The organism is Williamsia deligens (assembly GCF_024171765.1).
Taxonomy (GTDB): Bacteria; Actinomycetota; Actinomycetes; order Mycobacteriales; family Mycobacteriaceae; genus Williamsia_A; species Williamsia_A deligens.
On the sequence record NZ_JAMTCI010000002.1, the window covers coordinates 236,082 to 261,539 of the forward strand.

A 25,458-nucleotide genomic window follows, 5' to 3' on the forward strand; every position below is an offset into this window, starting at 1 on the left:
CGATCCACGCGAGCAGGACCACCCCGACGATGAGCACGCTGGTCACAGTGGTCGCACCTTCCCGTCGAACGCCGTGATCCGTCCGCGCAGGACCGTGGCGGTCACACGGGCGGGCAGCGTCATGCCGTCGAACGGCGAGTTCTCGGCGATGCTCGCGAGGTCGTCGGCCCGCACGGTCCACGACGCGTCGGGGTCGACCACGGTCAGGGTCGCCGGTTCCCCGACGTCCACGGGTCGGCCCTGGTCGGGCAGGCCCACGATCTGCGCGGGCCGTTCGCTCATCACGCGCGCGACGCCGCGCCAGTCGAGCCCGGGGGCACCGCCGTCCGCGGGGGCGACCATCGTGGCCACCACCACCGACAGGGCCGTCTGCAGGCCGAGCATGCCCGGTCGTGCGACGGCGAACTCGCAGCACTTGTCCTGCGCCGCGTGGGGGGCGTGATCGGTGGCGACGCAGTCGATCACACCCTCGGCGAGGGCCGCCCGCAGCGCCGCGCAGTCCGACGACTCCCGCAGCGGCGGGTTGACCTTGTTCACCGGGTCATAGGTCTGCAGCCGCGAGTCGTCGAGGAGCAGATGGTGCGGTGTCACCTCGGCGGTGATCGCGATGCCCTGCGCCTTCGCCCACCGCAGCAGCTCCACCGTGCCCGACGTCGACGCATGACAGATGTGTACGCGGGCGCCGGCGTCGCGGGCGAGGATGGCGTCGCGGGCGACGATCGACTCCTCGGCCGACCGCGGCCACCCGGCGAGTCCGAGACGCGATGCCTGCGGCCCCTCGTGGGCGATCGCGCCGACGGTGAGCCGTGGCTCCTCGGCGTGCTGCGCGATGAGGACGTCGAGCCCGCGGGCGTACTCCAGGGCCCGGCGCATGAGCAGCGGGTCGTGCACGCACTTGCCGTCGTCGGAGAACATTCGGACCCCGGCGACACCGTCGGCCATGGCGCCCAGCTCGGCGAGCCTCTCCCCTCCCAGACCCACGGTGATCGCGCCGACCGGGTGGACGTCGACCAGGCCGACCTGCTGCCCGCGCGCCCACACGTGGTCGGTGAGGACTGCGGTGTCGGCGACCGGGTCGGTGTTGGCCATGGCGAAGACCGCGGTGTACCCCCCGAGAGCCGCTGCGGCCGAACCGGTCTCGATCGTCTCGGTGTCCTCGCGGCCCGGCTCGCGCAGATGCGTGTGCAGATCGACGAAGCCCGGGAGGACGACGCCGCCCGCGCCGTCGACCACCTCGTCGGCCTCGACGTCGAGACCGGCACCGATCGCCACGATCACCCCGTCGCGGACGGCGATGTCCACCGGGTCGCCCTCGCCGTACGGTCGGACCGCACGCAGCAGCAACGACACCCTCGTGTCGCCGTCGGTGGCGTCAGCCATCTAGCCCACCTCCCCGTCGGTCCCGACCAGCAGTCGGAAGAGCACGGCCATCCGCACGTGCACCCCGTTGGTCACCTGTTGCAGCACCGTCGCGCGGGGCGAGTCGGCCACGGAGAACCCGATCTCCATGCCGCGCAGCATCGGACCGGGGTGCAGCACGACGGCGTCGTCGGGCAGGAGCGCCAGGCGCCGGTCGGACAGTCCGTAGCGGATCGAGTACTCGCGGGCCGACGGGAAGAACCCGCCGGTCATCCGCTCGGCCTGGACCCTCAGCATCATCACGGCGTCGAGGCTCGGCAGGGCGGCGTCGAGGTGATGACTCACCTGCACCGGCCATTGCTCGACACCGACGGGCAGCAACGTCGGCGGGGCGACGAGCACCACCGTCGCCCCCAGGGTCGCCAGCAGATGCGCGTTGGAGCGGGCGACCCGCGAGTGCAGCACGTCGCCGACGATGCCGATCCGCCTGCCCTCCAGCGTCCCGAGGCGTTGCCGGAGGGTGAGGGCGTCGAGAAGTGCCTGCGTCGGGTGTTCGTGGGTGCCGTCGCCGGCGTTGATGATCGCGGGCCCGGGACCGTCCTCGGAGGTCCAGCGGGCGATCTGGTGTGCCGCACCCGATGCGGGGTGGCGCACGACGAGCGCATCGGCCCCCGCCGCGTGCAGCGTCTTGGCGGTGTCGCGCAACGACTCCCCCTTGCCCGCGGAGGAACTCGAGGCGCTGACGTTGATGACGTCGGCGCTCATCCACTTGCCGGCGACCTCGAAGGACACCCGTGTGCGCGTGGAGTTCTCGTAGAACATCGTCATGACCGTGCGCCCACGCAGGGTCGGGAGCTTGCGCACCTCCCGGCCGAGGAGCGCCTGCTCGAATCGCTCGGCGTCGTCGAGGAGTTCGCCCGCCGAGGTCGCGTCGAGGTCGTCGACGCCGAGGAGATGACGCATCACACCGTCCCGACCGTGCCGGCCGGCGCCGCGTCACCGGTGATGAGGACCTCGTCGACACCGTCGTGCTCGGAGAACCGCACGCCCACGTCCTCCGACCGGGCGGTGGGGATGTTCTTGCCGACGTAGTCGGCGCGGATCGGCAGCTCGCGGTGCCCGCGGTCGACGAGGACCGCGAGCTGGACGACGGCCGGTCGGCCGAGGTCCCGCAGGGCGTCGAGCGCGGCGCGGACCGTGCGTCCGGAGAAGAGGACGTCGTCGACGAGGACGACGAGTGCACCGTCGATGCCGCCCGCCGGCACCGACGTCCGTTCGAGCGGGCGGTGCGGCCGGCCGCGGAGGTCGTCGCGGTAGAGCGTGATGTCGAGGTAGCCCACACCCGGTCGGACGCCGGAGAACTCGGCGATGCGCTCGACGAGCCGCTGGGCGAGGATCGTGCCGCGGGTCGGGATGCCGAGGACCACGACGCGCGGGGCGTCGGCGGAGTCGACCGCGGTCTTCTCGATGATCTGGTGCGCCATGCGGGCCACGGTGCGGGTGACGTCGGAGGCGTCGAGCAGGACGCGGGACGCGCCGCCGGACGAGGCCGGGGACGTACCGGAGGGCGATGGGCTCACCGAAGGGAGACCTCCTTCTCCGCCTCACGGGACGGATCGTTAAAGGATGTCTGTCTGTGCCGGACGGTGTCCGGCGGGCATCACGATAGCAGCGCGCGCGAGGCGACCGGAGGTCGTGGGGTGCGCGATCAGGCGGATGTGTGGGGGGTCTCCCCCGACGGCGCACCGGCGGCAGCGGCCGCACGGACCTGTGGCGCGAGATGGACCATGCGACCCAGCACCCCGTTGACGAAACCCGGTGAGTCGTCGGTGGAGAGCTCCTTGGCGAGTTCGACGGCCTCGTCGACGACGACGACCGGCGGGACGTCGACCGTGTTGAACAGCTCCCACGCGGCGAGCCGGAGGATCGCCCGGTCCACGGCGGGCAGACGCGGCAGCGTCCACTCCTTGAGGTGCGACTGCAGGACGGCGTCGATCTGCGGTCCGTCCGCGGCGATGCCGGTCACGATGCGCTCGGTGTACTCGGCCACCACACCGATGCTCTCGTCGTCACGGACGAGTTCGCGGCGCTCCGCGACGAGGTCGACCGGGGAGACGTTCTTCGCCTCGGCCTCGAAGAGCAGGTCCACCGCGCGTTTGCGCGCGCGGTGCCGTGTGCCGGGCTTCTTCACGGGAGCAGCGGGGTGCGCCGGGCGGCGGCGATCACGAGTTGACGCGCCCGAGGTAGTTGCCGTCGCGCGAGTCGACCTTGAGCTTGTCGCCGGTGTTGATGAACAACGGCACCTGGATCTCCGCGCCGGTCTCCAACGTCGCGGGCTTGGTGCCGCCGGTGGAGCGGTCGCCCTGGACGCCCGGGTCGGTCTGGGCGACGACGACCTCGACGGTCACGGGCAGCTCGACGTACAGCGGCAGACCCTCGTGCATGGCGACCTGAACCTTCATGCCCTCGAGCAGGAAGCGCTCACCGCCGCCGAGCGTGGACGGGCTCACCGACACCTGCTCGTAGTTCTCGGAGTCCATGAAGACGAAGTCGGTGCCGTCGTTGTAGAGGTAGGTCATGTCGCGGCGGTCGACGGTCGCGGTCTCGACCTTCACGCCGGCGTTGAACGTCTTGTCGACGATCTTGCCGCTGAGGACGTTCTTGATCTTGGTCCGCACGAACGCGGGGCCCTTGCCCGGCTTGACGTGCTGGAACTCCTGGATCTGCCACAGCTGGTTGTCCATGCGCAGCACGAGACCGTTCTTGAAATCCGCGGTGGTCGCCACTGGTGAAGCCTCGCTCCTTCTCGCCCGTCACGCGGGCACATGACCGCTGGTACCGCGCAGAGCGCACGGACTAGACGATCCGAAATGTCCTGTCGGTGGTGGTGAGCAGCTCTGCGCCGTCCTCGCGGACGACCAGGGTGTCCTCGATACGCACCCCGCCTCGGCCGGGGAGATACACACCGGGCTCGACGGTCACTGCAGCACCGGATGGGAGTGTACCCGTCGCGGTGGCGCCGATCGACGGCGCTTCATGGATCTGCAGACCCACCCCGTGGCCGAGTCCGTGCACGTAGTGCTCGCCGTGACCCGCGTCGGCGATGACCGTCCGCGCCGCCGCGTCGACGCCCGCGGCGTCGACTCCCGGGTGCAGTGCCTCGCGTCCGGTCCGTTGCGCCGCCGCCACCAGCTCGTAGATCTCCCGTTGCCAGTCCGCCGCGTGCTCGAGCACGAAGGTGCGCGTCATGTCCGAGTGGTAGCCCCCGACGACCGACCCGAAGTCGATCTTCACGAAGTCCCCGGCACGCAGGACGGCGTCGGTGGGTCGGTGGTGCGGGATGGCCGAGTTCGCCCCGGTCGCGACGATGGTCTCGAAGGCGATGTCGTCGGCGCCGGCCGCGTACATGCCGAACTCGAGCGCCCGGGCGACCTCGCGTTCGGTACGGCCCGGGACGAGGACACCGTCGTCGACGAGTGCGGCGAGTGCGGTGTCCCCGATCATGCAGGCCTCGCGGAGCAGGGCGATCTCGTCGTCGTCCTTGATCATGCGCAGGTCCTCGACGAGCCGACCCGAGGCGACGAGACGACCCCCGTCGGACTCGGCGAGTTCCGCCAGCGCCCGCCACGCCGTGACCGTGAGCGCGTGTTCCTCGACCGCGACGGTGGTCCCCGAGCCCCCGACCCGACCCAGCAGGGCCGCCGCGCAGGCACGGTCGATCACGGCCTCGAGGTCCGGCGACTGCTCCCCCACCTGGGTCGTGTAGCGCCCGTCGGTGGCGATGAGGTCCCCCGCGGGCTCCGGGGTGACGACCAGGGCGGCGTTGGACCCGGTGAAACCGGACAGGTAGCGCACGTTGATCAGGTCCGACACGAGCATCGCGTCGGCACCCACCTGCTGCAGCCGTGTGCGCAGGAGGTCGCGCCGGGCGCGGTGGGTGGTCGTCGGGTCGATCATCGACGCAACGCTACCGGGATGCCCCGCCGCCGAGTGTGTGGTGCAGCACATCACGGGTGTGTCCGTGGGCTACGCTTCGCGCCATGGTGTCGTGGTTGCTCCGGGGACTGCCGTTGGCGGCCGTCCACATCGTCGCTCGTGTCCTGCTCGGGATGGCCATCGTGCACAGCCCGTTGCACGGGCTGCTGTGGAAGACGATCGCCGTCGCCGCCGTCGTCCTGATCCCCCTCATCTGGGGCGGCATCGACGGGATCGTCGACGGGCGCGCCCACGACGACCCCGACGACTACGCCGACCTCACGATGCGGTGGCTCAAGGCCGGCCTTCTCGCGGGCGTGCTCGCCGGCGTGATCGGGTGGGCGCTGGCCAACTACGTCTTCGCCGGCATGGGCCGGAACAGCCTTCTCATCGAGTTGTTCGCCGGGGGCTCGTTCACCGCACTGCTGGTGTTCCTGCCCGCGATGGTCGGCGCCGCGGTGGGCCGCTTCCTCGCCCGCCGTCAGCGCCGTCGCCAGCAGGGTGACCAGCCGGAGGAGACCCGGCCCAGCCTGCAGAAGCAGAACGCCTGAGTCTCCGGGGTTCCGGGGTCCTCCTGCCGGCTCCGTCCTACAGCAGGATCCCCGTGGAGCCCTGCGTCGCGCTCCCCGCGACCGCCGAGTAGGCGGCGACGAGCAGCCCGGGATCCGGGCCCTCGAGCCGTCCCGGGTTCGCCAGTCCGTCGAGGACGACGAATCGCAGCATCCCGGCACGGTTCTTCTTGTCCCCGCCCATGGTGGCCAGCAGGTCGCCGAACGCATCGGGGTCGTAGGTGGTCGGCAGCCCGACCAGTTCGCAGATGCTGCGATGGCGATCGGCGGTCGCGTCGTCGAGTCGACCGGCCAGTCGACCGAGTTCGGCGGCGTAGACCAGGCCGACCGCGACAGCCGCCCCGTGGCGCCAGCGGTACTTCTCCCGACGCTCGATCGCGTGGCCGAGGGTGTGGCCGTAGTTGAGGATCTCCCGCAGCGACGACTCCTTGAGGTCGGCTGCGACGACGTCGGCCTTCACCTGGACCGATCGCCGGATGAGCTCGGGCAGGACCGGACCGGTGGGGTCGGTCGCGGCGGCCGGGTCGGCCTCGATGATGTCGAGGATCTCGGGGTCGGCGATGAACCCGGTCTTGATGACCTCGGCGAGCCCGGCCACGATCTCGTTGTGCGGCACCGTCTCGAGGGTCCCGGTGTCGACGAACACCGCCGACGGCTCGTGGAACGCCCCCACGAGGTTCTTCCCGGCGTCGGTGTTGATACCCGTCTTACCGCCCACGGCGGCGTCGACCATCCCCAGCAGCGTGGTGGGCAGGTGGATCACCGGTACCCCGCGCATCCACGTGGCCGCGACGAACCCGGCCAGATCGGTCGCCGCTCCCCCGCCGAGTCCGACCACGAGGTCGCTGCGGGTGATGCCGATGCGGCCGAACACCTCCCAGCAGAAGGCGGCGACGGCGAGGTCCTTGCCGGCCTCGGCGTCGGGGATCTCCACCCGGTGCGCGTCGAGGCCGGCGGCGGCCAGCGCCTCGCGCACCGCCTCGGCCGTCTGCATGAGCGGCGGCTGGTAGAGGATCGCCACCCGCGACGCCCCCGCCGCGGCGGCCACGAGATCGGTGAGCAGCCCACGGCCGATCACCACGTCGTAGGGGTCCGCGGTCGCGACGTGGATGCGCACCGGTTCGGGTGTCGACATGGCTGTGCCTCCTGCTGGGGTGGGTGCGGCGACGCTGTCGTGGCCGTCGCGTCGGTCGATCTCCTCGACGATGCCGCGGGCGATCTCCTCGGCGGTGCCGGTGGTGTCCACGCGGTGGTCGGTGACGGCGGCGTAGAGCGGCGCCCGTGCGGCGAGCAGATCGGCATACCGCTGCGCCGCACCGTCATCGGGTGCGCCGTCGGAGGGCGCCGTGCGGAGCAGGGGTCGGTCGCTCCCGCGGACGCGGGCGTACCCGACCTCCGGGGTGACGTCGAGGTGGACGACACGGTGGTCGGCGAGCAGGTCACGCACGGCGGCCGTGGTGACCGCACCCCCACCCAGTGCGACGACACCGTCGTGACGGGCCAGGACGTCGGCGATCACGTCGAGTTCGACGGCCCGGAACCCCGGCTCGCCGTCGTCGGCGAAGATCTGCTCGACCGTGCGGCCGGTCCGCCGGACGATCTCCGCGTCGGTGTCGACGAAGTCGCTGCCCCAGATCCGCGCCAACGCCGCGCCCACGGTGGACTTCCCCGCACCCATGAACCCGACGAGCACGACCCGCGGTCGACCGGCGGTGCCGCCGGCTCCCGGATCCGGGACGGTCACAGGTCGGCGTGCACGGCCGCCTCGGCGGCCAGGACAGCGGTTCTCTCGGCCACGGCGGCGCGGTAGCGGGCGACGTTGTCGGCGGTCTCCCGCGCGGAGTCCCCACCGAACTTGTCCAGCGCGGCCTGCGCGAGCACCAGGGCGACCATCGCCTCGGCGACGACGCCCGCGGCGGGCACCGCGCAGACGTCGGAGCGCTGGTGGATGGCCGAGGCCTGCTCGCCGGTGGCCATGTCCACCGTCGACAGCGCGCGCGGCACCGTCGAGATCGGCTTCATGGCGACGCGCACCCGTAGGTCCTCGCCGTTGGTCATGCCGCCCTCGAGTCCACCCGCGCGGTTGGTGGACCGCAGGACGCCGTCGGGACCGGGGACCATCTCGTCGTGTGCTCGGCTGCCGCGGCGACGGGCGGTGGCGAAGCCGTCGCCGACCTCCACACCCTTCATCGCCTGGATGCCCATGAGCGCGGCGGCCAGGCGGGCGTCGAGGCGCTGCTCACCGCTGACGTGGGAGCCGAGTCCGATCGGCAGGCCGGTGGCGATCACCTCGACGACACCGCCGAGGGTGTCGCCGTCCTTCTTCGCCGCCTCGATCTCGGCGATCATCGCCGCCTCCGCCTCGGGGGTAGCGGCACGGACCGGGCTCGCGTCGATGCGGTCGAGATCCGCCGGACCGGGCGCCGGGGCGTCGACGGGCTCCGACGCGCCGATGGTGACGACGTGCGACAGGATCTCCACGCCCACCACCTGACGCAGGAAGTTGCGGGCGACAGTCGCGGCGGCGACGCGGGCCGCGGTCTCCCGCGCGCTGGCCCGCTCCAGCACGGGCCGGGCGTCGTCGAAGCCGTACTTCAGCATCCCGGCGTAGTCGGCGTGGCCGGGGCGCGGGCGGGTCAGCGGCGCGTTGCGCGCGATCCCGTCGAGCTCAGCCGGGTCCACGGGGTCGGCCGCCATGACCGTCTCCCACTTGGGCCACTCGGTGTTGGCGATCTGGATGGCGACCGGTCCGCCCTGGGTGCGTCCGTGCCGCACGCCACCGAGGATGCTGACGGCGTCGGCCTCGAACTTCATCCGTGCGCCGCGGCCGTAGCCCAGGCGGCGACGGGCGAGCTGGGCGGCGACGTCGTCCGAGGTCACGGCGACATCCGCCACCATCCCCTCCACGAGGGCGACGAGGGCGGGTCCGTGCGATTCTCCGGCGGTGATCCAGCGCAACACGTCGCCATCATCCCACGACCCACGCGGCACTCCCGCATCGCGCGGGGCCTGCGACGACGCGGACGGCGGACGCCGCCGGTCACAGACCGACCACGAGCACCGCCGCGGCCATCGCCGGACCGTGCGCGATGCCGCGGCCGGCGCGGGCGCGGGCGGCGACGGGCGCCGCCACCAGGGTCAGGACCGCGGCCAGCACCACGGCGCCGGACGCTTTCAGCGGGTCACCTGCGAGTGCCCCGACCACCACCGCGAGCTTCACGTCCCCCGCGCCGCATCCGCGCACCGCTAAGGCGACCGCATACGGCGTGACGGCGACGAGCACCGCGAGCGCGACGGACGTGTCCCCAGCGGCGCCCGACAGGGCCGCGAGGACACCCGGCAGGGTCAGCGCGTTGGGGAGGCGCTGCTCCCGCAGGTCGGTCCCGGACAGCACCAGCAGCCACGCGACGACGGGGATCTCCACCCCGGGATCGTGCGGCGTCCGACGGGACACCGCGACGGATTGCCGCGCCCGGGGACGTGATCCTGGGGATGGAGTCGGTTCTGGGGACAGTGCGGCTCAGAGGCCGACGACAGCCGCCATCTCGGCCCGGGGTGCAGGTCGTCCGGTGAAGGCCTCCACCTGTGCGTACGCCTGGTTCACCAGCATGACGAGACCTCCGGCGACCACACCGCCGCCCGCTTCCACCGCGGAGGCCAGCGGTGTGGGCCACGGGTCGTAGATGGCGTCGACGAGGTGCGTCGTCGACGCGACGGCGTCGGCGATCACGGCGGCAGCAGCGACGGGCACGGTGCTCACCACGACACCGGCCCGCGCGCACCGGTCGCGCAGTTCGGGCGCATCCTCGAACGGCAGGACGACGACCGCGACGCCGAGATCGTCGGCGAGCTGTCGGAGGTCCCCCGCGCGTGCAGCGTCCCGGACGACCACGCCCACCTCGGCGACGCCCGCGGCGTGCAGCGCGGCGAGCGCCGGGCGAGCGGTCCCGCCGGCCCCGAGCAGGATCGCGTCGCGACTCGTGAGGTCGGTGACCCCGATCCGGGCGAGAGCGCCGGTGACACCGTCGATGTCGGTGCAGTCGGCGTGCCATCCACCGGATGCGGTCCGCACCAGCGTGTTCGACGAGCCGACGAGTCGCGCCCGATCGGTCGTGGTATCGGCATGTCGCAGCGCGGCCACCTTGGCCGGCATGGTCACCGACAGCCCCACCCACGATTCGTCGAGAGCGTCGACGAGCGCGGGCAGGCGGTCCTCGGTGCAGTCGATGCGGTCATAGGTCCACCCGTCCAGACCCAGCGCCCGGTATGCCGCGAGGTGCAGATCCGGCGAGCGCGAGTGGTCGATCGGGTGACCGAGGACCGCTGCGTGCCGCACGGATCCGCCTGCGACCTCGGGGGTACGGCTCACTGGCACCCGACGGAGAGCACCTTGTTGTCGCAGGCGCGCTGACGGTTGCGCAGGTGCTGCTGGTAGTCGTCGGTGAAGACGGTGGTGCCCTGCGCGTCGACCGCGACGAAGTACAACCAGTTGCCCGCCGGCGGGTCGACGGTCGGGGCGACGACGTTCTCCCCCACCGAGCCGATCGGGGTGGCCGGCAGCCCGGTGACGCGGTAGGTGTTCCACTTCGTGTCCGCGGTGTAGGCGTCGCCGGACACGTCGATGTTGACCACCGCGGCGGTGTAGTTCGCCGTCGAGTCCATCTCCAGCTTCTGGTTCTTCGCCAGGCGGTTGACGATGACGCGGGCGACCTTGCCGTAGTCGGCGGGGTCAGCGACCTCCTTCTCGACCACCGACGCCGCGACCAGCGTCTGGTACGGGTCGAGCCCGCTGCTGCCCTCACGGGTGAGACCCCACCGCTCGAAATATCCAGCGCTGGTGGAGATCAGGTAGCGCAGCATCGCGGTCGGCGACAGGGACGGGTCGATCGCCTCCCACGCGACCGGCGCGATCAGTCCCTCGATGCGGCGGTGGTCGCCGGTCAGCTGCTGCACGCGGTCGGTCGCCCACGACGGCACACCGAGGTCGGCGGGGCTCGCGGTCGCCGCAGCCTGGGCGAGCTGCTCGGCGGTGACGCCGCGACGCTTCCCGTCGATGGTGACGGTCGTCGCCTGCGACAGCATCGCGAAGATGCCGGTGGTGGCCGACCCGTCCGAGGACTGCTTCGTGTCGAGTTGGCGTCCGGCGGGGATCACCAACCGTCCGACGCGGTTGTCGTCGCCGTCGAGCATCGACACCGCCGACGAGGCCGAGATGTGGGTCCGCAGCTTGTAGAAGCCGGCCGAGATGGGCTTGCCGTCGGCGGCGTCGGTGAACGCGCGCACGCTGCCGACGACGCCCTGATCGGTGAGGATCTGGCCAAACTGCGTCAGCGAGGCGTCGTCGGGGATCTGGACCAGGACGTCCCCGCGCCCACCGCTGCCGCTGAAGTCCTCGTCGTCGACGAAGAACCCGGTCAGTCGCAGTCCGGCGTACCCGAGTCCGCACACGAGGGCGACCATGACGACGAGGACCCCGGCGAGCGCGACACGACGGCGGCGGCGGCGCGTGCGGGCGGTGGCGGCGCCTCCACGGCGGCGTGGGCGGTCACCGGCACCGCGACGGTCACGGTCGTCGACCGTGCGGTCGAGCGGGGGGGCGGTCGGGCCCCCGTCCGTCTCGGGCGGGGCGAACGCGCGTCTGTCGCGCGCCTCGGTGTCGTCGAACCGGGCACCGCGGGCCTCGGTGTCGTCGACGCGGGGGTCACGGACGCGGGGATCGACCGGGGCCCAACTGCGAGTGACAGCGTCGGAGGTCGACACGTCGCGTTGCTGCCCGCGCAGCGGGCGCTCCCACTGCTCGTCGCGGCGCGGGGTGGCGCCGTCGCGATAGGCGGGACTGTCGGCGCGGGCGCGGGGGTCGAGACCGGCGGGTTCGGCGGGCGGGATCACCTCGGGCCGGGCGCGGCGCGGCTCCGTCCACCCGGCCGCGTAGGGGTCGACGGGGACCTGTCGGCCTGTGCCGGCCTGGTTCTCCCTCGGGATCCGCGGGCGGGGTGCACGCGGGGGGCCGCCGTCGTCGGGTCCCGGGCGGGCCCTGCGGTGGGCGTGGGGGTGTGCGCCGGGCTCGACCCGGGGCAGGAAACGGCCGTCGGCGGTGTCCCCGTCGGTGGGGCGCCGGTGGTGACGGTTCGGGTTGTCGCTCATCGGTCGACGGTCCCGGTCAGGTCGTCACGGTCGTGGGGTCGGCGCAGATGCTGGTCCAGCCAGGACTGCAGGATCTCGACCGCGGCGGCCTGGTCGATGATCGCGCGCTGCTGTCGCGACGTCCGGCCCCCGGCACGCAGTGCCCGTCCCGCCACCGCGGTGGTCATGCGCTCGTCGTGCATCGTCACCGGCACGGGGTCGACTCGGGTGCGCAGGCTGTCGGCGAAGGCGGTGACCGCCTGGGCGGCCGGGCCGTGTTCCCCGCGGAGGTTGCGCGGCAGGCCGACGATCACCTCGACGGCGTCGTACTCCGTCACGAGGTCGGCGAGTCGACGCAGATCGCGTCCGTCGCCGACACGGGGCACGGTCTCGACCGGTGTCGCCAGCATCCCGTCAGGATCACATGTGGCGACGCCGATGCGCACACTCCCCACGTCGACGGCGAGTCGACGACCTCGGGGGTGGGACGCCACCGGTCCACTCACCCGGCGGCCCGTCGCACGCGGGTCACGGCGGTGTCGATCCCGCCGGGGTCGGTCCCCGAGCCCTGAGCGAGATCCGGCTTGCCGCCGCCGCGTCCCCCGACGACGGGGGCCACATCTGCGACGATCGCACCCGCCGAGAGTCCGGCGTCCCGTCCCGCGGGCGTGACGGCGACCGCGAACGGCACCTTGCCGTCGGTGACAGAGAAGAGGGCGACGACGCCCCGTTCCCCGCCGAGCTTCCCCCGCAGGTCGGTCGCGAGCGACCGCAGATCGCCCCCGGTCAGACCGTCCGCCAGGCGCGCCGCCACCACCAGGGTGTCGCCGACACGCACGGCGTCGTCGAGGACCGACGACGCCGACGCGCGCGCGGCCTCCGCCTTGAGCTTCTCGAGACTCTTCTCGGCGTCACGCAACCGCTCGACGAGCGTCGCGACGCGGTCGGGGACGTCCTCGCCGGGGACCTTCAGCGTCGACGAGACCGCAGCCAACAGCGCGCGCTCGCGGGCGAGGTGCCGGTAGGAGTCCAGTCCGACGTAGGCCTCGACACGGCGAACGCCGGATGCGTTCGACGACTCCCCGATCAGGGTGACCGGGCCCACCTGCGCCGATGACCCGACGTGGGTACCGCCGCACAGCTCCATGGAGAACGGCCCGCCGATCTCGACGACACGCACGCGGTCGCCGTAGTTCTCCCCGAACAGCGCCATGGCGCCCATCGCCTTGGCCTCGTCGAGGCCGGTCTCGAACGTGTGGACCTCGTGGTCGGACTCGACCGCGGCGTTGGCGATGTCCTCGACCTCGGCGCGCTGGGATTCGTCCAACGGACCGTTCGCCCGGAAGTCGAATCGGAGGTATCCCGGCCGGTTCAGCGAACCCGCCTGCGTCGCACCGGAACCCAGTACCTGCCGCAGCGCGGCGCCGACGAGGTGGGTGCCGGAGTGGCCCTGGGTCGCGCCACGGCGGTGCTGCGGGTCGACGCTCGCGAGGACGGTGTCTCCGACGGCGAACTCCCCCGCCTCGACGGTCACCCTGTGGCGATACACGGACTTGGCGACCTTCTGGACGTCGGTGACGCGCGCCCGCGCTCCCGCCGACGTCGAGATGGAGCCGACGTCGGCGGTCTGGCCGCCGGACTCCGCGTAGAGCGGCGTGCGGTCGAGGATGACGTCGACGGTGGCGCCCGCGGTGGCCACCGGGACCGTCGTGGTCCCGGTCACCAGACCGAGAACCGTTGCGTCACTGACGAGCTCGTCGAAGCCGGTGAACTCCGTCGGGCCGCGGTCGAGGAATTCGCGGAACACGGACAGGTCGGCGTGACCCGACTTCTTCTCCTGCGCATCGGCTTTGGCGCGCTGCCGCTGCTCGCGCATCAGGTCGGCGAACCCCTGCTCGTCCACCGACAGTCCGGCCTCGGCCGCCATCTCGAGGGTGAGGTCGATCGGGAAGCCGTAGGTGTCGTGGAGGGTGAACGCGTCCGTGCCGTTGATCACCGTGCGTCCGGCCTCCCGGGTGGCGGTGGCCCTGTCGTCGAAGAGTCTCGATCCGGCGGCGAGCGTCCCGAGGAACGCCTGCTCCTCGGCCACCGCGGTGGCGCGGATCGACGCGGCCTTCTCGGCGAGGACGGGATACGACGGCGACATGGTCGCGATGACGGTGTCGACGAAGTCGCCCATCGTCGGCTGCTCGGCGCCGAGGAGGCGCGCGGAGCGGACGATGCGACGCAGCAGTCGCCGCAGCACGTACCCGCGCCCGTCGTTGGCCGGCGTGATGTCGTCGGAGATCAGCATCACCGCGGTGCGGGCGTGGTCGGCGATGACGCGGAAGCGCACGTCGGCGGCGTGCCCGTCCTCGCCGCCGGCACCGTACGTGCGGCCGGTCAGTCGCTCCGCGGTGTCGATGACGGGCTTGAGCAGATCGGTCTCGTAGACGTTGTCGACGCCCTGCAGGATCGTCGCCACGCGCTCGACACCCATGCCGGTGTCGATGTTCGGGCGCGGCAGCGGGCCGAGGATCGGGTAGTCGTCCTTGGTGGTGCCCTCCCCCCGCTCGTTCTGCATGAAGACGAGGTTCCAGATCTCGATGTAGCGGTCCTCGTCGGCCTCGGGGCCACCTTCGACGCCGTACTCCGGTCCGCGGTCGTAGAAGATCTCCGAGCACGGGCCGCAGGGACCGGGGACACCCATGGACCAGTAGTTGTCCTTCATGCCGCGGCGTTGGATCCGCTCGGACGGCACACCCATCTCGTCGCGCCAGATCGCCTCGGCCTCGTCGTCGTCGAGGTAGACCGTCGGCCAGAGTCGGGTCGGGTCGATGCCGAAGCCGCCGTCGGCGACGGGGTTCGTCAGCAGTGCCCACGCGAAGGCGATCGCCTCACGCTTGAAGTAGTCGCCGAAGGAGAAGTTGCCCGCCATCTGGAAGAAGGTGTTGTGGCGGGTGGTGATGCCCACCTCCTCGATGTCGAGGGTGCGGACGCACTTCTGGATGCTGGTGGCGCGGGGGGACTCCGGGGTGCGCTCGCCGAGGAAGTACGGCTTGAACGGCACCATCCCGGCGTTGACGAACAGCAGGTTGGGGTCGTCGAGGACGAGGGAGGCACTCGGGATCTCGGTGTGACCGGCCGCGACGAAGTGATCGAGGAATCGCTTCCTGATCTCGTGGGTCTGCACCTTCTGTGGTCCTCACTGTCCGCATGGTGCCCACCCCGGACGTGGAGTCCGGCCGTCACTGCGGCCACGGGGGCGCCGGTCGCCCAGGTGGGCCCGGCAGAGCGAGTCCACCCTACCGGTGCGACCGTCCACTCCCGCCCCACGTGTCGCGCACGATGGCCCGCAGTCTCTCGACCCGCGTGGCGATGGACCGCTCGTTGCCGTGGTCGGTGGGGTGGTAGTAGTCGACGCCGACCAGCTCGTCGGGTGGGTACTGCTGCGGGAGCACGCCGCCCGGGTCGTCGTGCGGATAGCGGTAGCCCTGCGCGTTGCCGAGGGCGGCCGCGCCCGCGTAGTGGCCGTCGCGCAGATGCGCGGGGACAGCGCCCGCCTTGCCCGCGCCGACATCCGACATCGCCGCACCGATGGCCGCGACGACGGCGCCCGACTTCGGGGCGGTGGCGAGGTGGATCGTCGCCTGGGTCAGCGCGAGCTTGGCCTCGGGCATCCCGACGAGGGCGACCACCTGCGCGGCGGCGACCGCCGTCTGCAACGCGGTCGGGTCGGCCATCCCGATGTCCTCGCTGGCGTGGATCATCAGCCGCCGGGCGATGAAGCGGGGGTCCTCCCCCGCGGCGATCATCCGGGCCAGGTAGTGCACCGCGGCGTCGACGTCGCTGCCGCGGATCGACTTGATGAACGCGCTGGTCACGTCGTAGTGCTGGTCACCGTCCCGGTCGTAGCGCACCGCGGCGCGGTCCATCGCGGACTCGACGTCGGGCAGCTCGACCGTGGGTGTCCCGCTCCCGTCGGCGCGGTCCTGCGCGGCGGCCGCGGCGACTTCCAGGGCCGTCAGGCCGCGGCGCGCGTCGCCGCCGGCGAGGGCGACGATGTGGTCGAGGGCCTCCGTCGAGACCGACACCCGGGCGTCCAGGCCCCGCGGGTCGTCGACGGCGCGGCTGAGCACGACGCGCAGGTCGTCGTCGGACAGCGGGGTCAGCTGCAGCACCAGCGACCGGGACAACAGCGGCGCGACCACCGAGAACGACGGGTTCTCCGTGGTCGCCGCGACGAGCAGGACGATGCGGTTCTCGACGGCGTCGAGCAGCGCGTCCTGCTGCGTCTTGGAGAAGCGATGGACCTCGTCGATGAACAGGACGGTCTGTTCGCCGGCGATGAGGGCGCGGCGGGCCGTCTCGATGACCGCCCGCACCTCCTTCACCCCCGACGACAGCGCCGACAGCGCGACGAACCGTCGTCCGGTGGCCGACGAGATGAGGAACGCCAGCGTTGTCTTGCCCGTGCCGGGCGGGCCGTAGAGCAGCACCGACGCCGCTCCGGAGCCGTCGATGAGGCGTCGTAGCGGGGATCCGGGCGCGAGCAGGTGTCCCTGTCCGACGACCTCGTCGAGCGATCCCGGTCGCATCCGGACCGCGAGCGGTCCCGACGTCGGGGCCGCCGGGGTCGACGCGGCCGGGAGCGGGTCACCGGGCGCGGCAGGGGCGTCGAAGAGACCCTGGTCGTCGGTGCCGTCGAGCGTGTCGCGGTCGCTCACCGGCACCCGCCGTGCGGTCTCACCGGAGCCAGGCCGCGTCCAGCGCCTCGGCGATCGACTCGGCGCAGTCGGCGATGTCGGGCGCCGCACGCCGGGCCGCCGCCACGAGATCGCGCCACCGGCCGACGACCAGCGACGGATCGCCGGTGCGCAGGGCCAGGCCACGTGCATGACTGTCGTCGCCGAGGTCGACCGGGAGCAGCCACAGGGTCGACATCCACACCCACAGGGTGCGGGCGACGATGAGCTTGCGGTGCAGTTCGCCGTCATGGCCGAGTGCGGGCCAGATCGACTGCACCTCCGACCGCCAGGCGTCGACCATGGACGTCGTCAGGTCGTCGCGGCGGCTGCGCAGCCCGGGGGCCAGATCGCCGACGCAGGTGAGCATCGCGTACGCGATGTCGAGGGTGGCGTCGCGGAAGCCGCCCCACTCGTAGTCCATGAACTGCACGCCGGCGTCGTTGATGAGGATGTTGGGCGGGCCGACGTCCGACGGGCTGAACGCGCGGTGCTCCCCCTCGCGGACGAGGTCCGCGCCGCGGCGCAGGACGTCGACGAATTCCGGGACCGCTCCGACACCCAGCACCTCGGTGAGGATCAACGGCGCCTGGGACACCCCGGCGTCGAGGTGGACGGCGAGCGATTCGGCGGTGCTGCGGTCGGGCCCATGACGCAGCAGCGCGGCGAAGTCCTGTTCGCCGCCGACGGTGGCGGCGTGCATGCGACCCAGGGCCTGGCCCCAGGCACTGACCGCGCGGGCCGCGGAGTCCGCATCGGCCCCGGCGAGCAGGTCGGACATCGACCGGCCGTGGCCGAGGTCGCTCAGGACGATGACCCGGGCACGGTGGTCGAACGCGATGAGATGCGGGCCGGGACGCGACGGCGTCGGGAGCGCGGTGGCGTATTTGTACGACGCGAGCTCACGGGCGAACGCGTCGCCGGGCTCGTCGGTCGGCCAGACCTTGACCACCAGGGTCCGGTCCATGGTCACGGGGTTGGAGGCGACGCGCACACGCACCACGTCGGTGCGACCGCTGCCCCCGAGATCCTCCGGATCGGTGAGACCCACCTGTACGCCGGCTCGCGAGCTGAGAACGCGCTCTGCGGTCGCGACGGCGCCGGCGAGGCGCGGTTCGGTGATCACGGTCATCGGTGTTCAACCTACCCAACGCGACAGCGACGCCCCCGCTCGCGCGGTGTCGCGTCCGTTCGCAGTCGACGGGCCCAGTGACCCGCACGGCTCTTCTTACGTGCGGGCGTCCGCCCGGTTGTCGGGCGTCGGCGGCTGCGGGGCGACATCGACCGAGACCGAGATCGTGCTCGACGTCGAGTCGGTGTAGATCACGCCACGCAGCGGCGGAACATCATCATAGTCACGTCCCCAGGCAACTGTGACGTGCCTCTCACCGACCAGCGTGTCATTGGTGGGGTCGAACGCGATCCACCGGCCGTCGGAGGTGCCGACCGCGGCCCACGCATGGCTCGCATCCGCACCGACGACGCGCTCCCGCCCCGGGGGCGGTTCGGTGGCGAGGTACCCGGAGACGTACCGCGCGGCGAGTCCCCTGCTGCGCAGACAGGCGACGGCCACACGGGCGAAGTCCTGGCACACGCCCTCGCGGCGCGCCATGACGGTGTCGACACGGGTGCTGACCGCGGTCGACCCGGACCGGTAGGTGAAGTCGGTGTTGATGCGGGTCGTCAGGTCGCGCACGACGTCGATGAGGGGCCGCCCCGGCGTCAGGACGCCCTCGGCGTACTCGTGCACGGCCTCGGTGATCTCCGGCGGCGTGAGGTCGAGGACGTAGACGACCGACCGCGGGTGGCGGGTCGCGCCGGGCCGGTGGTCCTCCCACGGGTCGAGGGCGACGCCGCGCTCCACGAGGTCCGGCGGGATCGGGTCGACCTCGACGAGCGACGTCCCGGTCACCTCGAGGCGTCGGTGCGGCGTGCGGACGTGGAAGTACGTGTCGGCGTTGCCGAAGACGTCGACGCCGGTCGACCGGTCGGCCGGTTCGGGATCGACGGTGACGGCCGATCGCAGAACACGCTGGCCGGGCATGTCGCGGGGCAGCAGATGGCACCGGCCGAAGGACGCACCGACGACGGCGTCGTAGTCGTAGGTGGTCCGGTGGGTCACGGCGTAACGCCGGGTCCCGGCCGTGACCGGGAGCGCGGTCTCCGTCGCGGCGGAGTGCGGGGCCGCGGCGTCCGTGGTGGTGGTGGTGGTGATGTCGGGGGTCACGGGACCTGCGATCGTGCGCCGCCCCAGAGGGGCTGCAGGTCACGGGGCGGCGCGAAGCGCGTGCGGCCCAACAGGTCCGAGATGGATCGCGCACCGGCCGACAGCCCACCGAGCAGCCGGTCGAGCTCGGCCCGGCGGCCCGTCTCGTCGACGGCGACGAGGTCGGCGACGTCGACGCGGCGGAGGTCGGCGACGAGATCGCCCACGGTCCGGTCCACCCCGGCGGAGCGGACCTCGTCGGGCAGGCGCTCGCTGTCGTCGCGCAGCGCGTCGAGCTGATGGATCACCGACCGGGGGTTGGTCTCGTCGAGGACCGACAGCATCAGCACCGACCGCAGGCGCAGGACACCACGGTTGCGGCGTCGGTAGATCACCGACGACTCGTTGGCGACGAGGAACGCGTCGAGCAGACCCTGTTCGACGACGGCGTCCCCGGGATCGACCGCGACGCCGCGGAGCAGTTCGGCGACGGCGATGATGCGCTCGAGGCGGCGTCCGGCGTCCATGAAGAGCCACCCGGGGTCGCGGACCATCGAGTCGGCCTGCAACCCCGCCATCGCCAGCAGGCCGTACAGCATGTGTTCGTGCGCACGGGCCAGGTCGGACAGGTCGGGGTCGTCCTCCGTCCGCAGATCCGCCATGGCCCGCTCCACGGTGCCCAGCACCATCCATGTGCTGGTGGACATCTGATCGCGGACCGCGCGTGCCGACGCCGCGAGGTGGTCCAGGGCGTGGGCGAGCGTCCCCGGCACGGTGCGGTTCGTCGTCATGCGCGTCAGGACGCGGACGGGATCGTCGTCGTCGTGGAGCAGGTGCTCGGTGCCGGTGGCCGTCGCGACGCCGTCGAGGTAGCGGCGCACCACGTCGACGTCATCGGGGCGGGGACGGTGCCGCTGCGACTGGTGGCGTTCGCAGGCGACGCGCACCATCCGGACGGTCTGCTCGGCGCGTTCGCCGTACCGACCGAGCCAGAACAGATCGGCCAGCACCCGGGGGGACAGCGCCGACCGGTCGATGGCGGCACCGGTGCTCGGCATCGACACCGCCGCGACGGTCTCGGCGACGCGGGCGCCGTCGGACGGCTCCGGCGCCACCACCCACACGTCCTTCGCGGCCACCGACACCATGGCACCGCCGGGGGCCCCGTCGGCGAGTACCAGTCCGAGCCCGCCCGGCATGACGGTGTACCCGGAGCCGTGCGCGACGGCGAACGTACGCACCCCGACAGGGGCGGGTCGCAGACGCCCCGATCGCGGTCCCCCCGGGCCGACGCGGGTGGAACTCGGCGCGACGGAGAAGGTGGGACACGCGCGTCCGACCCACTGCCATGTCTGTGCCTGCACGCGGGCGCGGAGGTCCTCCCGCGCCGACGCGTCGAGGTGCGGGCCGAGCAGCCGTTCACCGGTGTGGACGTTGTCGAGCACCAGATCACCGATGCGCGTGGTGATCTCGGCGCAGCCGCTCGCGTCGCCCGCCCACCACGTGTCGACCGGTGCCAGCAGCAGGTCCTCGTCGAGCAGGGCGCGCGACAGCGCGGCGGCCCGGGTGTGCAGCGCCGGGTTCTCGACCACCTGGCTGCCGAGCGTGTTGACCACCGTCACCGACCCGCGGGCGATCGCCTCGACCAGCCCCGCCACCCCCAACCGGGAGTCCGTCCGCAGGTCCAGCGGATCACACCAGGCGGCGTCGACCCGGCGCAGGATCACGTCGACGCGTTTGAGGCTGCCCAGGGACCGCATGTACACGGCGCCGCCCCGCACCAGCAGGTCCGACCCCTCCACCAACGGGACACCGAGCTGCGAGGCGACGTACATCTGGTCGAAGTAGGTCTCCGACAGCGAGCCGGGGCTCAACACCACCACCGTGGGGTCCTCCACCCCGGAGGGCGCCGCGTCGACCAGCGACACCCGCAGGGTCGCGGCGAACGAGGTGATGGGACGCGGGACCGCCCGCCCGAACGGCCCGGCCAGTGCGCGCGAGACGAGGCGGCGGTCCGCCATCGCGTACCCGATCCCCGACGGCGCGCCCGTGTAGTCACCCCACACCGTCATGCTGCCGTCGGCGAGGCGGCCCAGGTCGGCGGCGTGCAGGAACAACGCGCGTGACCCGACGGCCGCGCCCGCGGCGACCTTGGCGATCCACCCCGGATGACCGAAGACCATCTCCGGCGCGACGATCCCGGTCTCGATGGTGCGCTGTGGGCCGTACAGGTCGGTCAGCAGCGCGTCGAGGAGCCGACTGCGTTGCGCCACACCGGCCTCGACGTCCGCCCAGGTGTCACCGTCCAGGACGAGGGGCACGCTGTCGAGTTCCCACGTGACCGGGTCGACCGTCGTGCTCGTCGCGCCGGTCGGTGTGTAGGTGATCCCCTCGTCGGCCACCATCCCCGCCAGCCGCAGATCGGTACGTGCGAGACCGGCCTCGCCGGCGCGGGCGTAGGCGTCCACCAGGTCCGACCACTGCGGTCGGACGGACCCGTCGGTGTCGAAGAACTCGTCGTGGCCTGCGGTGTCCGAGACGGTGTCGTGGCCGACGAGGTCGAACAGCGAGAAGCGGCTCCGCCGGTAGCCCTCCACGAGACCCGCGGGGGCGGCGTCAGCGCGTGGTGTCGGTACCGAGCTCACCCGTGGACCCTACTGTGGCTGCGGCCCGGCGACGCGCGACGAGGTCGTGGACGACGAGCACCGCGACACCGGCGAGGACGATGCCGAGCATGTTGACGACCAGCTGTGCGGCCGACTCGGCGGCCACGGCCCACTGGCCGAGCGTGGCGGCGATGACCGCGTATCCCGCCGCGGGCACGGTCGTGACCGAGATGAACACCCCGACGAGCGCCGCCGACTTCGCCGACACCAGCGACAGCATCCCGGCCGCCCCGGCGAGGATCGCGACGACGAACGAGAACACCCCGACCTGGTAGATGAAGTCGACCTGATCGGCCGCGGTGACATCGCGCAGCTCGACCAGACCGGTCGCCTCGGCCAGCACGGCACCCAGACCGGTGACGACCATCGCCAGCGGGAAGCCGACGAGCAGCGCGACGAGCGACCGTCGGGCGAGGTCGGCGCGACGCGCGACGATCCCCACGGCGATCCCCGCCAACGGACCGAACTCGGGTCCGACGACCATGGCGCCGACGACCGTCACCGGTGAATCGGTGACGACGCCGACGGCGGCGAGCAGGCACGCGATGACCAGGAACGCGAGGAAGGTGACGCTCAGTGTGGCGTCGTCGCGGGTGCGCCGGGTGAGCTCGTTCCAGACGATGGCGTCGTCGGGATCACCGGGCGCCTCCCGTTCCGCACGTATCGCCGCATCGGAGATCACGGTGTCGAGGGGTTCGAGAGTGATCGAACCCTCGCGGTGGACACCGAGCCCGGTGAGGCCGTCGAGGACTGCGTCGGCCGCCTCCCGGGTCACGTCGGCCTGCACGAGGTCGCCGGCAGGGTCGATGGCGGCACCTGGACTCACCACGAGGTGCGTCGCGCCGACCGCGGACCGCAGGAACCCGACGACCTCGTCGGACCCGGCGGTCGGGACGATCACCCGCAGGTGGAGCACCCGCGCGTGTCCACTCAGCCCTGCGGCGGTGCTGCCGGGGCCGCGGCCTCGGCGTCGCCCCGCGGTGCGGGCTTCGCGTCGATCCCGGACTCCTTGCGCTGCGCCGGGGTGATCGGCGCGGGTGCATCGGTCAGGGGATCCACGCCGCCGCCGGACTTGGGGAAGGCGATGACCTCACGGATAGACGACTCCCCCGCCAGCAGCGCGGTGATGCGGTCCCAGCCGAAGGCGATGCCGCCGTGCGGCGGAGCGCCGTAGGAGAACGCGTCGAGGAGGAACCCGAACTTCTCCTGCGCCTCGGCGTTGTCGATGCCCATGATCGCGAAGACCCGCTCCTGGACGTCGCGGCGGTGGATGCGGATGCTGCCGCCGCCGATCTCGTTGCCGTTGCAGACGATGTCGTAGGCGTAGGCCAGTGCCGCACCGGGGTCGGACTCGAGGGTGTCGAGCGACTCGGGCTTGGGCGAGGTGAACGCGTGGTGCACCGCGGTCCACGCGCCGGATCCGACCGCGACGTCGCCACCGGCGGTCGCGTCGGCGGTCGGCTCGAACAGCGGGGCGTCGACGATCCAGGTGAAGGCCCACGCGGTGTCGTCGATGAGGTCGAGCTTCCGGGCGATCTCACCGCGGGCGGAACCGAGGAGTGCCCGGGAGGTCTTGGCCCCGCCGGCGGCGAAGAAGACGCAGTCGCCGGGCTTCGCCCCGACGTGGGCGGCCAGGCCCTCGCGTTCGGCGTCGGACAGGTTCTTCGCGACCGGCCCACCGAGGGTGCCGTCCTCGGTGACGAGGACGTAGGCCAGGCCCTTCGCGCCGCGCTGCTTGGCCCACTCCTGCCACGCGTCGAGCTGACGTCGCGGCTGGCTCGCGCCGCCGGGCATGACGACCGCACCGACGTACTCGGCCTGGAACACGCGGAACGGGGTGTCGGAGAAGAACTCCGCGCACTCGACAAGGGGGAGGTCGAACCGCAGGTCGGGCTTGTCGCTGCCGTAACGACGCATCGCGTCGGCGTAGGTCATGCGTGGGATGGGGGTCTGCACCGTGACACCGATCAGCGACCACAGCGCGACGAGGATCTCCTCGGCCAGGGCGATGACGTCGTCCTGGTCGACGAAGCTCATCTCCACGTCGAGCTGGGTGAACTCGGGCTGGCGGTCGGCCCGGAAGTCCTCGTCCCGGTAGCACCGCGCGATCTGGTAGTACCGCTCCATCCCGGCCACCATGAGCAGCTGCTTGAACAGCTGCGGGCTCTGCGGGAGTGCGTAGAACGACCCGGGACGCAGGCGTGCGGGCACGAGGAAGTCGCGCGCGCCCTCCGGCGTCGAGCGCGTCAGCGTGGGGGTCTCGATCTCGACGAAGTCGTGGCCGGCCAGGACACCCCGCGCGGCGGCGTTGACCTTCGAGCGCAGTCGCAGGGCGTTCCCCGGGCCCTCGCGACGCAGGTCGAGGTAGCGGTAGCGCAGACGCGCCTCCTCGCCCGGCGTCTCGTCGAGCTGGAACGGCAGGGGCGCCGAGGCGTTGAGCACCTCGAGGTCGGTCGCGTTGATCTCGACGGCACCCGAGGCGAGGGCCGCGTTCTCGCTGCCCTGCGGGCGGACCTCGACGTCACCGACGACGCGCACACAGAACTCGGCGCGCAGACGGTGCGCGGCCTCGGCGACGGCCTCGTCGCGGAACACGACCTGCACGAGGCCCGTGCTGTCGCGCAGATCTATGAAGACCACACCGCCGTGGTCGCGGCGGCGGGCCACCCAGCCGACGACCGTGACCGAGCCCCCGGCGTCGGTGGCGCGGAGGGATCCGGCGGAATGCGTGCGCAGCACGTGCGTCCTTTCGACGGTGGAGTCGGTGGTGGCGGTCGGCCCCACGGCGTCGCTCATCCTACGTACGATCAGATGTCCGACTCGACAGCCGTCGGGGGCGGATGTCCGGCGTGACTCCTCGCCGGGCCACGCGGCGCGAGGGGTGGCATGACGTTCCAGGGTGACGGTCCGCTCGACACCAGCGGTGTGTCCGGCGGTGGTGGCGGCGGACGGGGCCGCGTCGCCCTCGGCGGTGGCGTCGGACTCGTCGTCGCGATCGTGGCGGTCCTCTTCGGCGTCAACCCCGGCGACATCCTCGGCGGCGACTCCGGCACGTCGGCACCGCAGGGCACCACGAATCAGGCGATCCAGCAGCAGATCGACAGCTGCACCGTCGCGAAGGCCAACTCCGACAGCATCTGTCGGATCGTCGCCACCACCAACAGCCTCGACCGGGTGTGGCCGACGCTCGTGCGCGGGTACGAGAAGCCGCGCACCGTGATCTTCGCGGACGCGATCTCGACGGGCGGATGCGGATCGGCGTCGTCGTCGGTCGGCCCGTTCTACTGCCCCGGCGACCGCACCGCGTACTTCGACCCGACGTTCTTCACCACCCTGTCCGATCAGCTCGGCGGCAGCGACGGACCCCTCGCGCAGGAGTACGTGGTGGCCCACGAGTTCGGGCACCACGTGCAGAACCTCATGGGCACCATGGAGAAGGCGCAGCGGCTCGGGTCGAAGGGAGCCACCTCCGGATCGGTGCGGCTCGAACTCCAGGCCGACTGCTACGCCGGGGTCTGGGCCGAACACGCCGACAAGGGCGCCGGCGCCATGCTCGAGCCCATCACCGACCAGCAGATCGCCGACGTGATCCAGACGGCCAAGGCCATCGGCGACGACACCCTCTCGGGACGCGACGACAGCGAGGGATGGACCCACGGTTCCGCCGCCCAGCGGACCCGCTGGTTCACCACCGGGTACCGCTCCGGCGACCCGGCGACGTGCGACACGTTCTCCACCCGCACTCTCTGACCCACCACACCCGGCGACCGTCCGAGATCCCGGGACGGACGCGCACGAGCCGTTGACACCGACAGCGACGAAGGAGTCCCATCGTG

At 72.2% G+C, this 25,458-nt stretch carries 21 protein-coding genes and 1 pseudogene; 2 read left to right on the forward strand and 20 right to left on the reverse strand.

Translation table 11 applies throughout. The features are described 5' to 3' along the window. Positions 1–42: 42 nt before the first annotated feature. The 6 genes from LX14_RS15380 to LX14_RS15405 all read right to left on the reverse strand — a co-directional run bounded on the left by LX14_RS15380 (position 43) and on the right by LX14_RS15405 (position 5,316). On the reverse strand, positions 43–1,380 hold the full coding sequence (locus LX14_RS15380; protein WP_253648228.1) for a dihydroorotase: 1,338 nt from the start codon (positions 1,378–1,380) through the stop codon (positions 43–45). Beyond that, positions 1,381–2,322 (reverse strand): aspartate carbamoyltransferase catalytic subunit, encoded by a 942-nt coding sequence (locus LX14_RS15385; RefSeq protein WP_253648229.1) that lies wholly within the window; start codon positions 2,320–2,322, stop codon positions 1,381–1,383. After that, complete coding sequence (gene pyrR / locus LX14_RS15390; protein ID WP_308214124.1) at positions 2,322–2,939, reverse strand: bifunctional pyr operon transcriptional regulator/uracil phosphoribosyltransferase PyrR; 618 nt, start codon at positions 2,937–2,939, stop codon at positions 2,322–2,324. The genes LX14_RS15385 and pyrR overlap by 1 nt, the downstream gene beginning before the upstream one ends. 128 nt (positions 2,940–3,067) lie before the next feature. Next, positions 3,068–3,550, reverse strand: a complete 483-nt coding sequence (nusB, locus tag LX14_RS15395) for a transcription antitermination factor NusB (RefSeq protein WP_253648230.1) — start codon at positions 3,548–3,550, stop codon at positions 3,068–3,070. Positions 3,551–3,581: 31 nt separating this feature from the next. Then, positions 3,582–4,145, reverse strand: coding sequence for an elongation factor P (efp, locus tag LX14_RS15400; RefSeq protein ID WP_253648231.1), 564 nt, complete (start codon positions 4,143–4,145; stop codon positions 3,582–3,584). A gap of 70 nt (positions 4,146–4,215) precedes the next feature. Then, positions 4,216–5,316 carry a M24 family metallopeptidase gene (locus LX14_RS15405; protein WP_253648232.1) on the reverse strand — a complete coding sequence of 367 codons (1,101 nt, stop codon included), beginning with the start codon at positions 5,314–5,316 and terminating at the stop codon, positions 4,216–4,218. Positions 5,317–5,399: 83 nt separating this feature from the next. Here LX14_RS15405 and LX14_RS15410 point away from each other — a divergent pair, with 83 nt between their 5' ends. After that, complete coding sequence (locus LX14_RS15410) at positions 5,400–5,885, forward strand: B-4DMT family transporter (RefSeq protein ID WP_253648233.1); 486 nt, start codon at positions 5,400–5,402, stop codon at positions 5,883–5,885. A gap of 37 nt (positions 5,886–5,922) precedes the next feature. On the opposite strand, the gene aroB is transcribed toward LX14_RS15410, so the two are convergent. The 14 genes and pseudogenes from aroB to aspS form a co-directional block, all read right to left on the reverse strand. Beyond that, complete coding sequence (gene aroB, locus LX14_RS15415; RefSeq protein ID WP_253648559.1) at positions 5,923–7,038, reverse strand: 3-dehydroquinate synthase; 1,116 nt, start codon at positions 7,036–7,038, stop codon at positions 5,923–5,925. Between the two features lie 69 nt (positions 7,039–7,107). Further along, positions 7,108–7,581: pseudogene (locus LX14_RS15420) on the reverse strand (shikimate kinase); the annotation flags it as partial. A gap of 62 nt (positions 7,582–7,643) precedes the next feature. Next, a complete protein-coding gene (gene aroC / locus LX14_RS15425; RefSeq protein WP_308214125.1) occupies positions 7,644–8,864 on the reverse strand; it encodes a chorismate synthase in 1,221 nt (406 codons plus the stop codon). Between the two features lie 79 nt (positions 8,865–8,943). After that, positions 8,944–9,327, reverse strand: a complete 384-nt coding sequence (locus LX14_RS15430) for a prepilin peptidase (protein ID WP_253648234.1) — start codon at positions 9,325–9,327, stop codon at positions 8,944–8,946. Between the two features lie 96 nt (positions 9,328–9,423). Then, positions 9,424–10,278 (reverse strand): shikimate dehydrogenase, encoded by an 855-nt coding sequence (locus tag LX14_RS15435; RefSeq protein ID WP_253648235.1) that lies wholly within the window; start codon positions 10,276–10,278, stop codon positions 9,424–9,426. Beyond that, positions 10,269–12,047: an endolytic transglycosylase MltG gene (locus LX14_RS15440; RefSeq protein WP_253648236.1), complete on the reverse strand. Its 1,779-nt coding sequence runs from the start codon at positions 12,045–12,047 to the stop codon at positions 10,269–10,271. Before LX14_RS15440 ends, LX14_RS15435 begins: the two co-directional genes overlap by 10 nt. Then, the gene (ruvX, locus tag LX14_RS15445) at positions 12,044–12,532 is read right to left on the reverse strand and encodes a Holliday junction resolvase RuvX (protein WP_253648237.1); all 489 of its coding nucleotides are present in this window, start codon (positions 12,530–12,532) and stop codon (positions 12,044–12,046) included. Before ruvX ends, LX14_RS15440 begins: the two co-directional genes overlap by 4 nt. Then, entirely contained in the window at positions 12,529–15,198 is a 2,670-nt protein-coding gene (alaS, locus tag LX14_RS15450) for an alanine--tRNA ligase (RefSeq protein WP_253648238.1), read from the reverse strand. The genes ruvX and alaS overlap by 4 nt, the downstream gene beginning before the upstream one ends. A 112-nt stretch (positions 15,199–15,310) precedes the next feature. Next, positions 15,311–16,738, reverse strand: a complete 1,428-nt coding sequence (locus LX14_RS15455; RefSeq protein ID WP_372505403.1) for a replication-associated recombination protein A — start codon at positions 16,736–16,738, stop codon at positions 15,311–15,313. A 13-nt stretch (positions 16,739–16,751) separates the two neighbouring features. Continuing rightward, positions 16,752–17,882, reverse strand: coding sequence for a hypothetical protein (locus LX14_RS15460; RefSeq protein WP_253648240.1), 1,131 nt, complete (start codon positions 17,880–17,882; stop codon positions 16,752–16,754). 96 nt (positions 17,883–17,978) lie between these two features. Continuing rightward, entirely contained in the window at positions 17,979–18,872 is an 894-nt protein-coding gene (locus LX14_RS15465; protein ID WP_253648561.1) for a transglutaminase family protein, read from the reverse strand. Between the two features lie 101 nt (positions 18,873–18,973). After that, the gene (locus LX14_RS15470; RefSeq protein WP_253648241.1) at positions 18,974–21,601 is read right to left on the reverse strand and encodes a circularly permuted type 2 ATP-grasp protein; all 2,628 of its coding nucleotides are present in this window, start codon (positions 21,599–21,601) and stop codon (positions 18,974–18,976) included. Further along, complete coding sequence (locus tag LX14_RS15475; RefSeq protein WP_253648242.1) at positions 21,573–22,538, reverse strand: DUF389 domain-containing protein; 966 nt, start codon at positions 22,536–22,538, stop codon at positions 21,573–21,575. The genes LX14_RS15470 and LX14_RS15475 overlap by 29 nt, the downstream gene beginning before the upstream one ends. Before the next feature lie 14 nt (positions 22,539–22,552). Next, entirely contained in the window at positions 22,553–24,361 is a 1,809-nt protein-coding gene (gene aspS / locus LX14_RS15480) for an aspartate--tRNA ligase (protein WP_253648562.1), read from the reverse strand. Between the two features lie 147 nt (positions 24,362–24,508). Between aspS and ypfJ the strand changes: the two genes are divergently transcribed. Then, positions 24,509–25,372 (forward strand): KPN_02809 family neutral zinc metallopeptidase, encoded by an 864-nt coding sequence (gene ypfJ, locus LX14_RS15485; RefSeq protein WP_253648243.1) that lies wholly within the window; start codon positions 24,509–24,511, stop codon positions 25,370–25,372. Positions 25,373–25,458 lie beyond the last annotated feature (86 nt).

Coding starts and splice junctions, on each gene's coding strand:
- LX14_RS15405 (WP_253648232.1), bottom strand. CDS start 5,316: ATGATCGACCCGACGACCACCCACCGCGCCCGGCGCGACCTCCTGCGC.
- LX14_RS15380 (WP_253648228.1), bottom strand. CDS start 1,380: ATGGCTGACGCCACCGACGGCGACACGAGGGTGTCGTTGCTGCTGCGT.
- LX14_RS15385 (WP_253648229.1), bottom strand. CDS start 2,322: ATGCGTCATCTCCTCGGCGTCGACGACCTCGACGCGACCTCGGCGGGC.
- LX14_RS15410 (WP_253648233.1), top strand. CDS start 5,400: ATGGTGTCGTGGTTGCTCCGGGGACTGCCGTTGGCGGCCGTCCACATC.
- aroB (WP_253648559.1), bottom strand. CDS start 7,038: ATGTCGACACCCGAACCGGTGCGCATCCACGTCGCGACCGCGGACCCC.
- LX14_RS15440 (WP_253648236.1), bottom strand. CDS start 12,047: ATGAGCGACAACCCGAACCGTCACCACCGGCGCCCCACCGACGGGGAC.
- LX14_RS15460 (WP_253648240.1), bottom strand. CDS start 17,882: ATGACCGTGATCACCGAACCGCGCCTCGCCGGCGCCGTCGCGACCGCA.
- ypfJ (WP_253648243.1), top strand. CDS start 24,509: ATGACGTTCCAGGGTGACGGTCCGCTCGACACCAGCGGTGTGTCCGGC.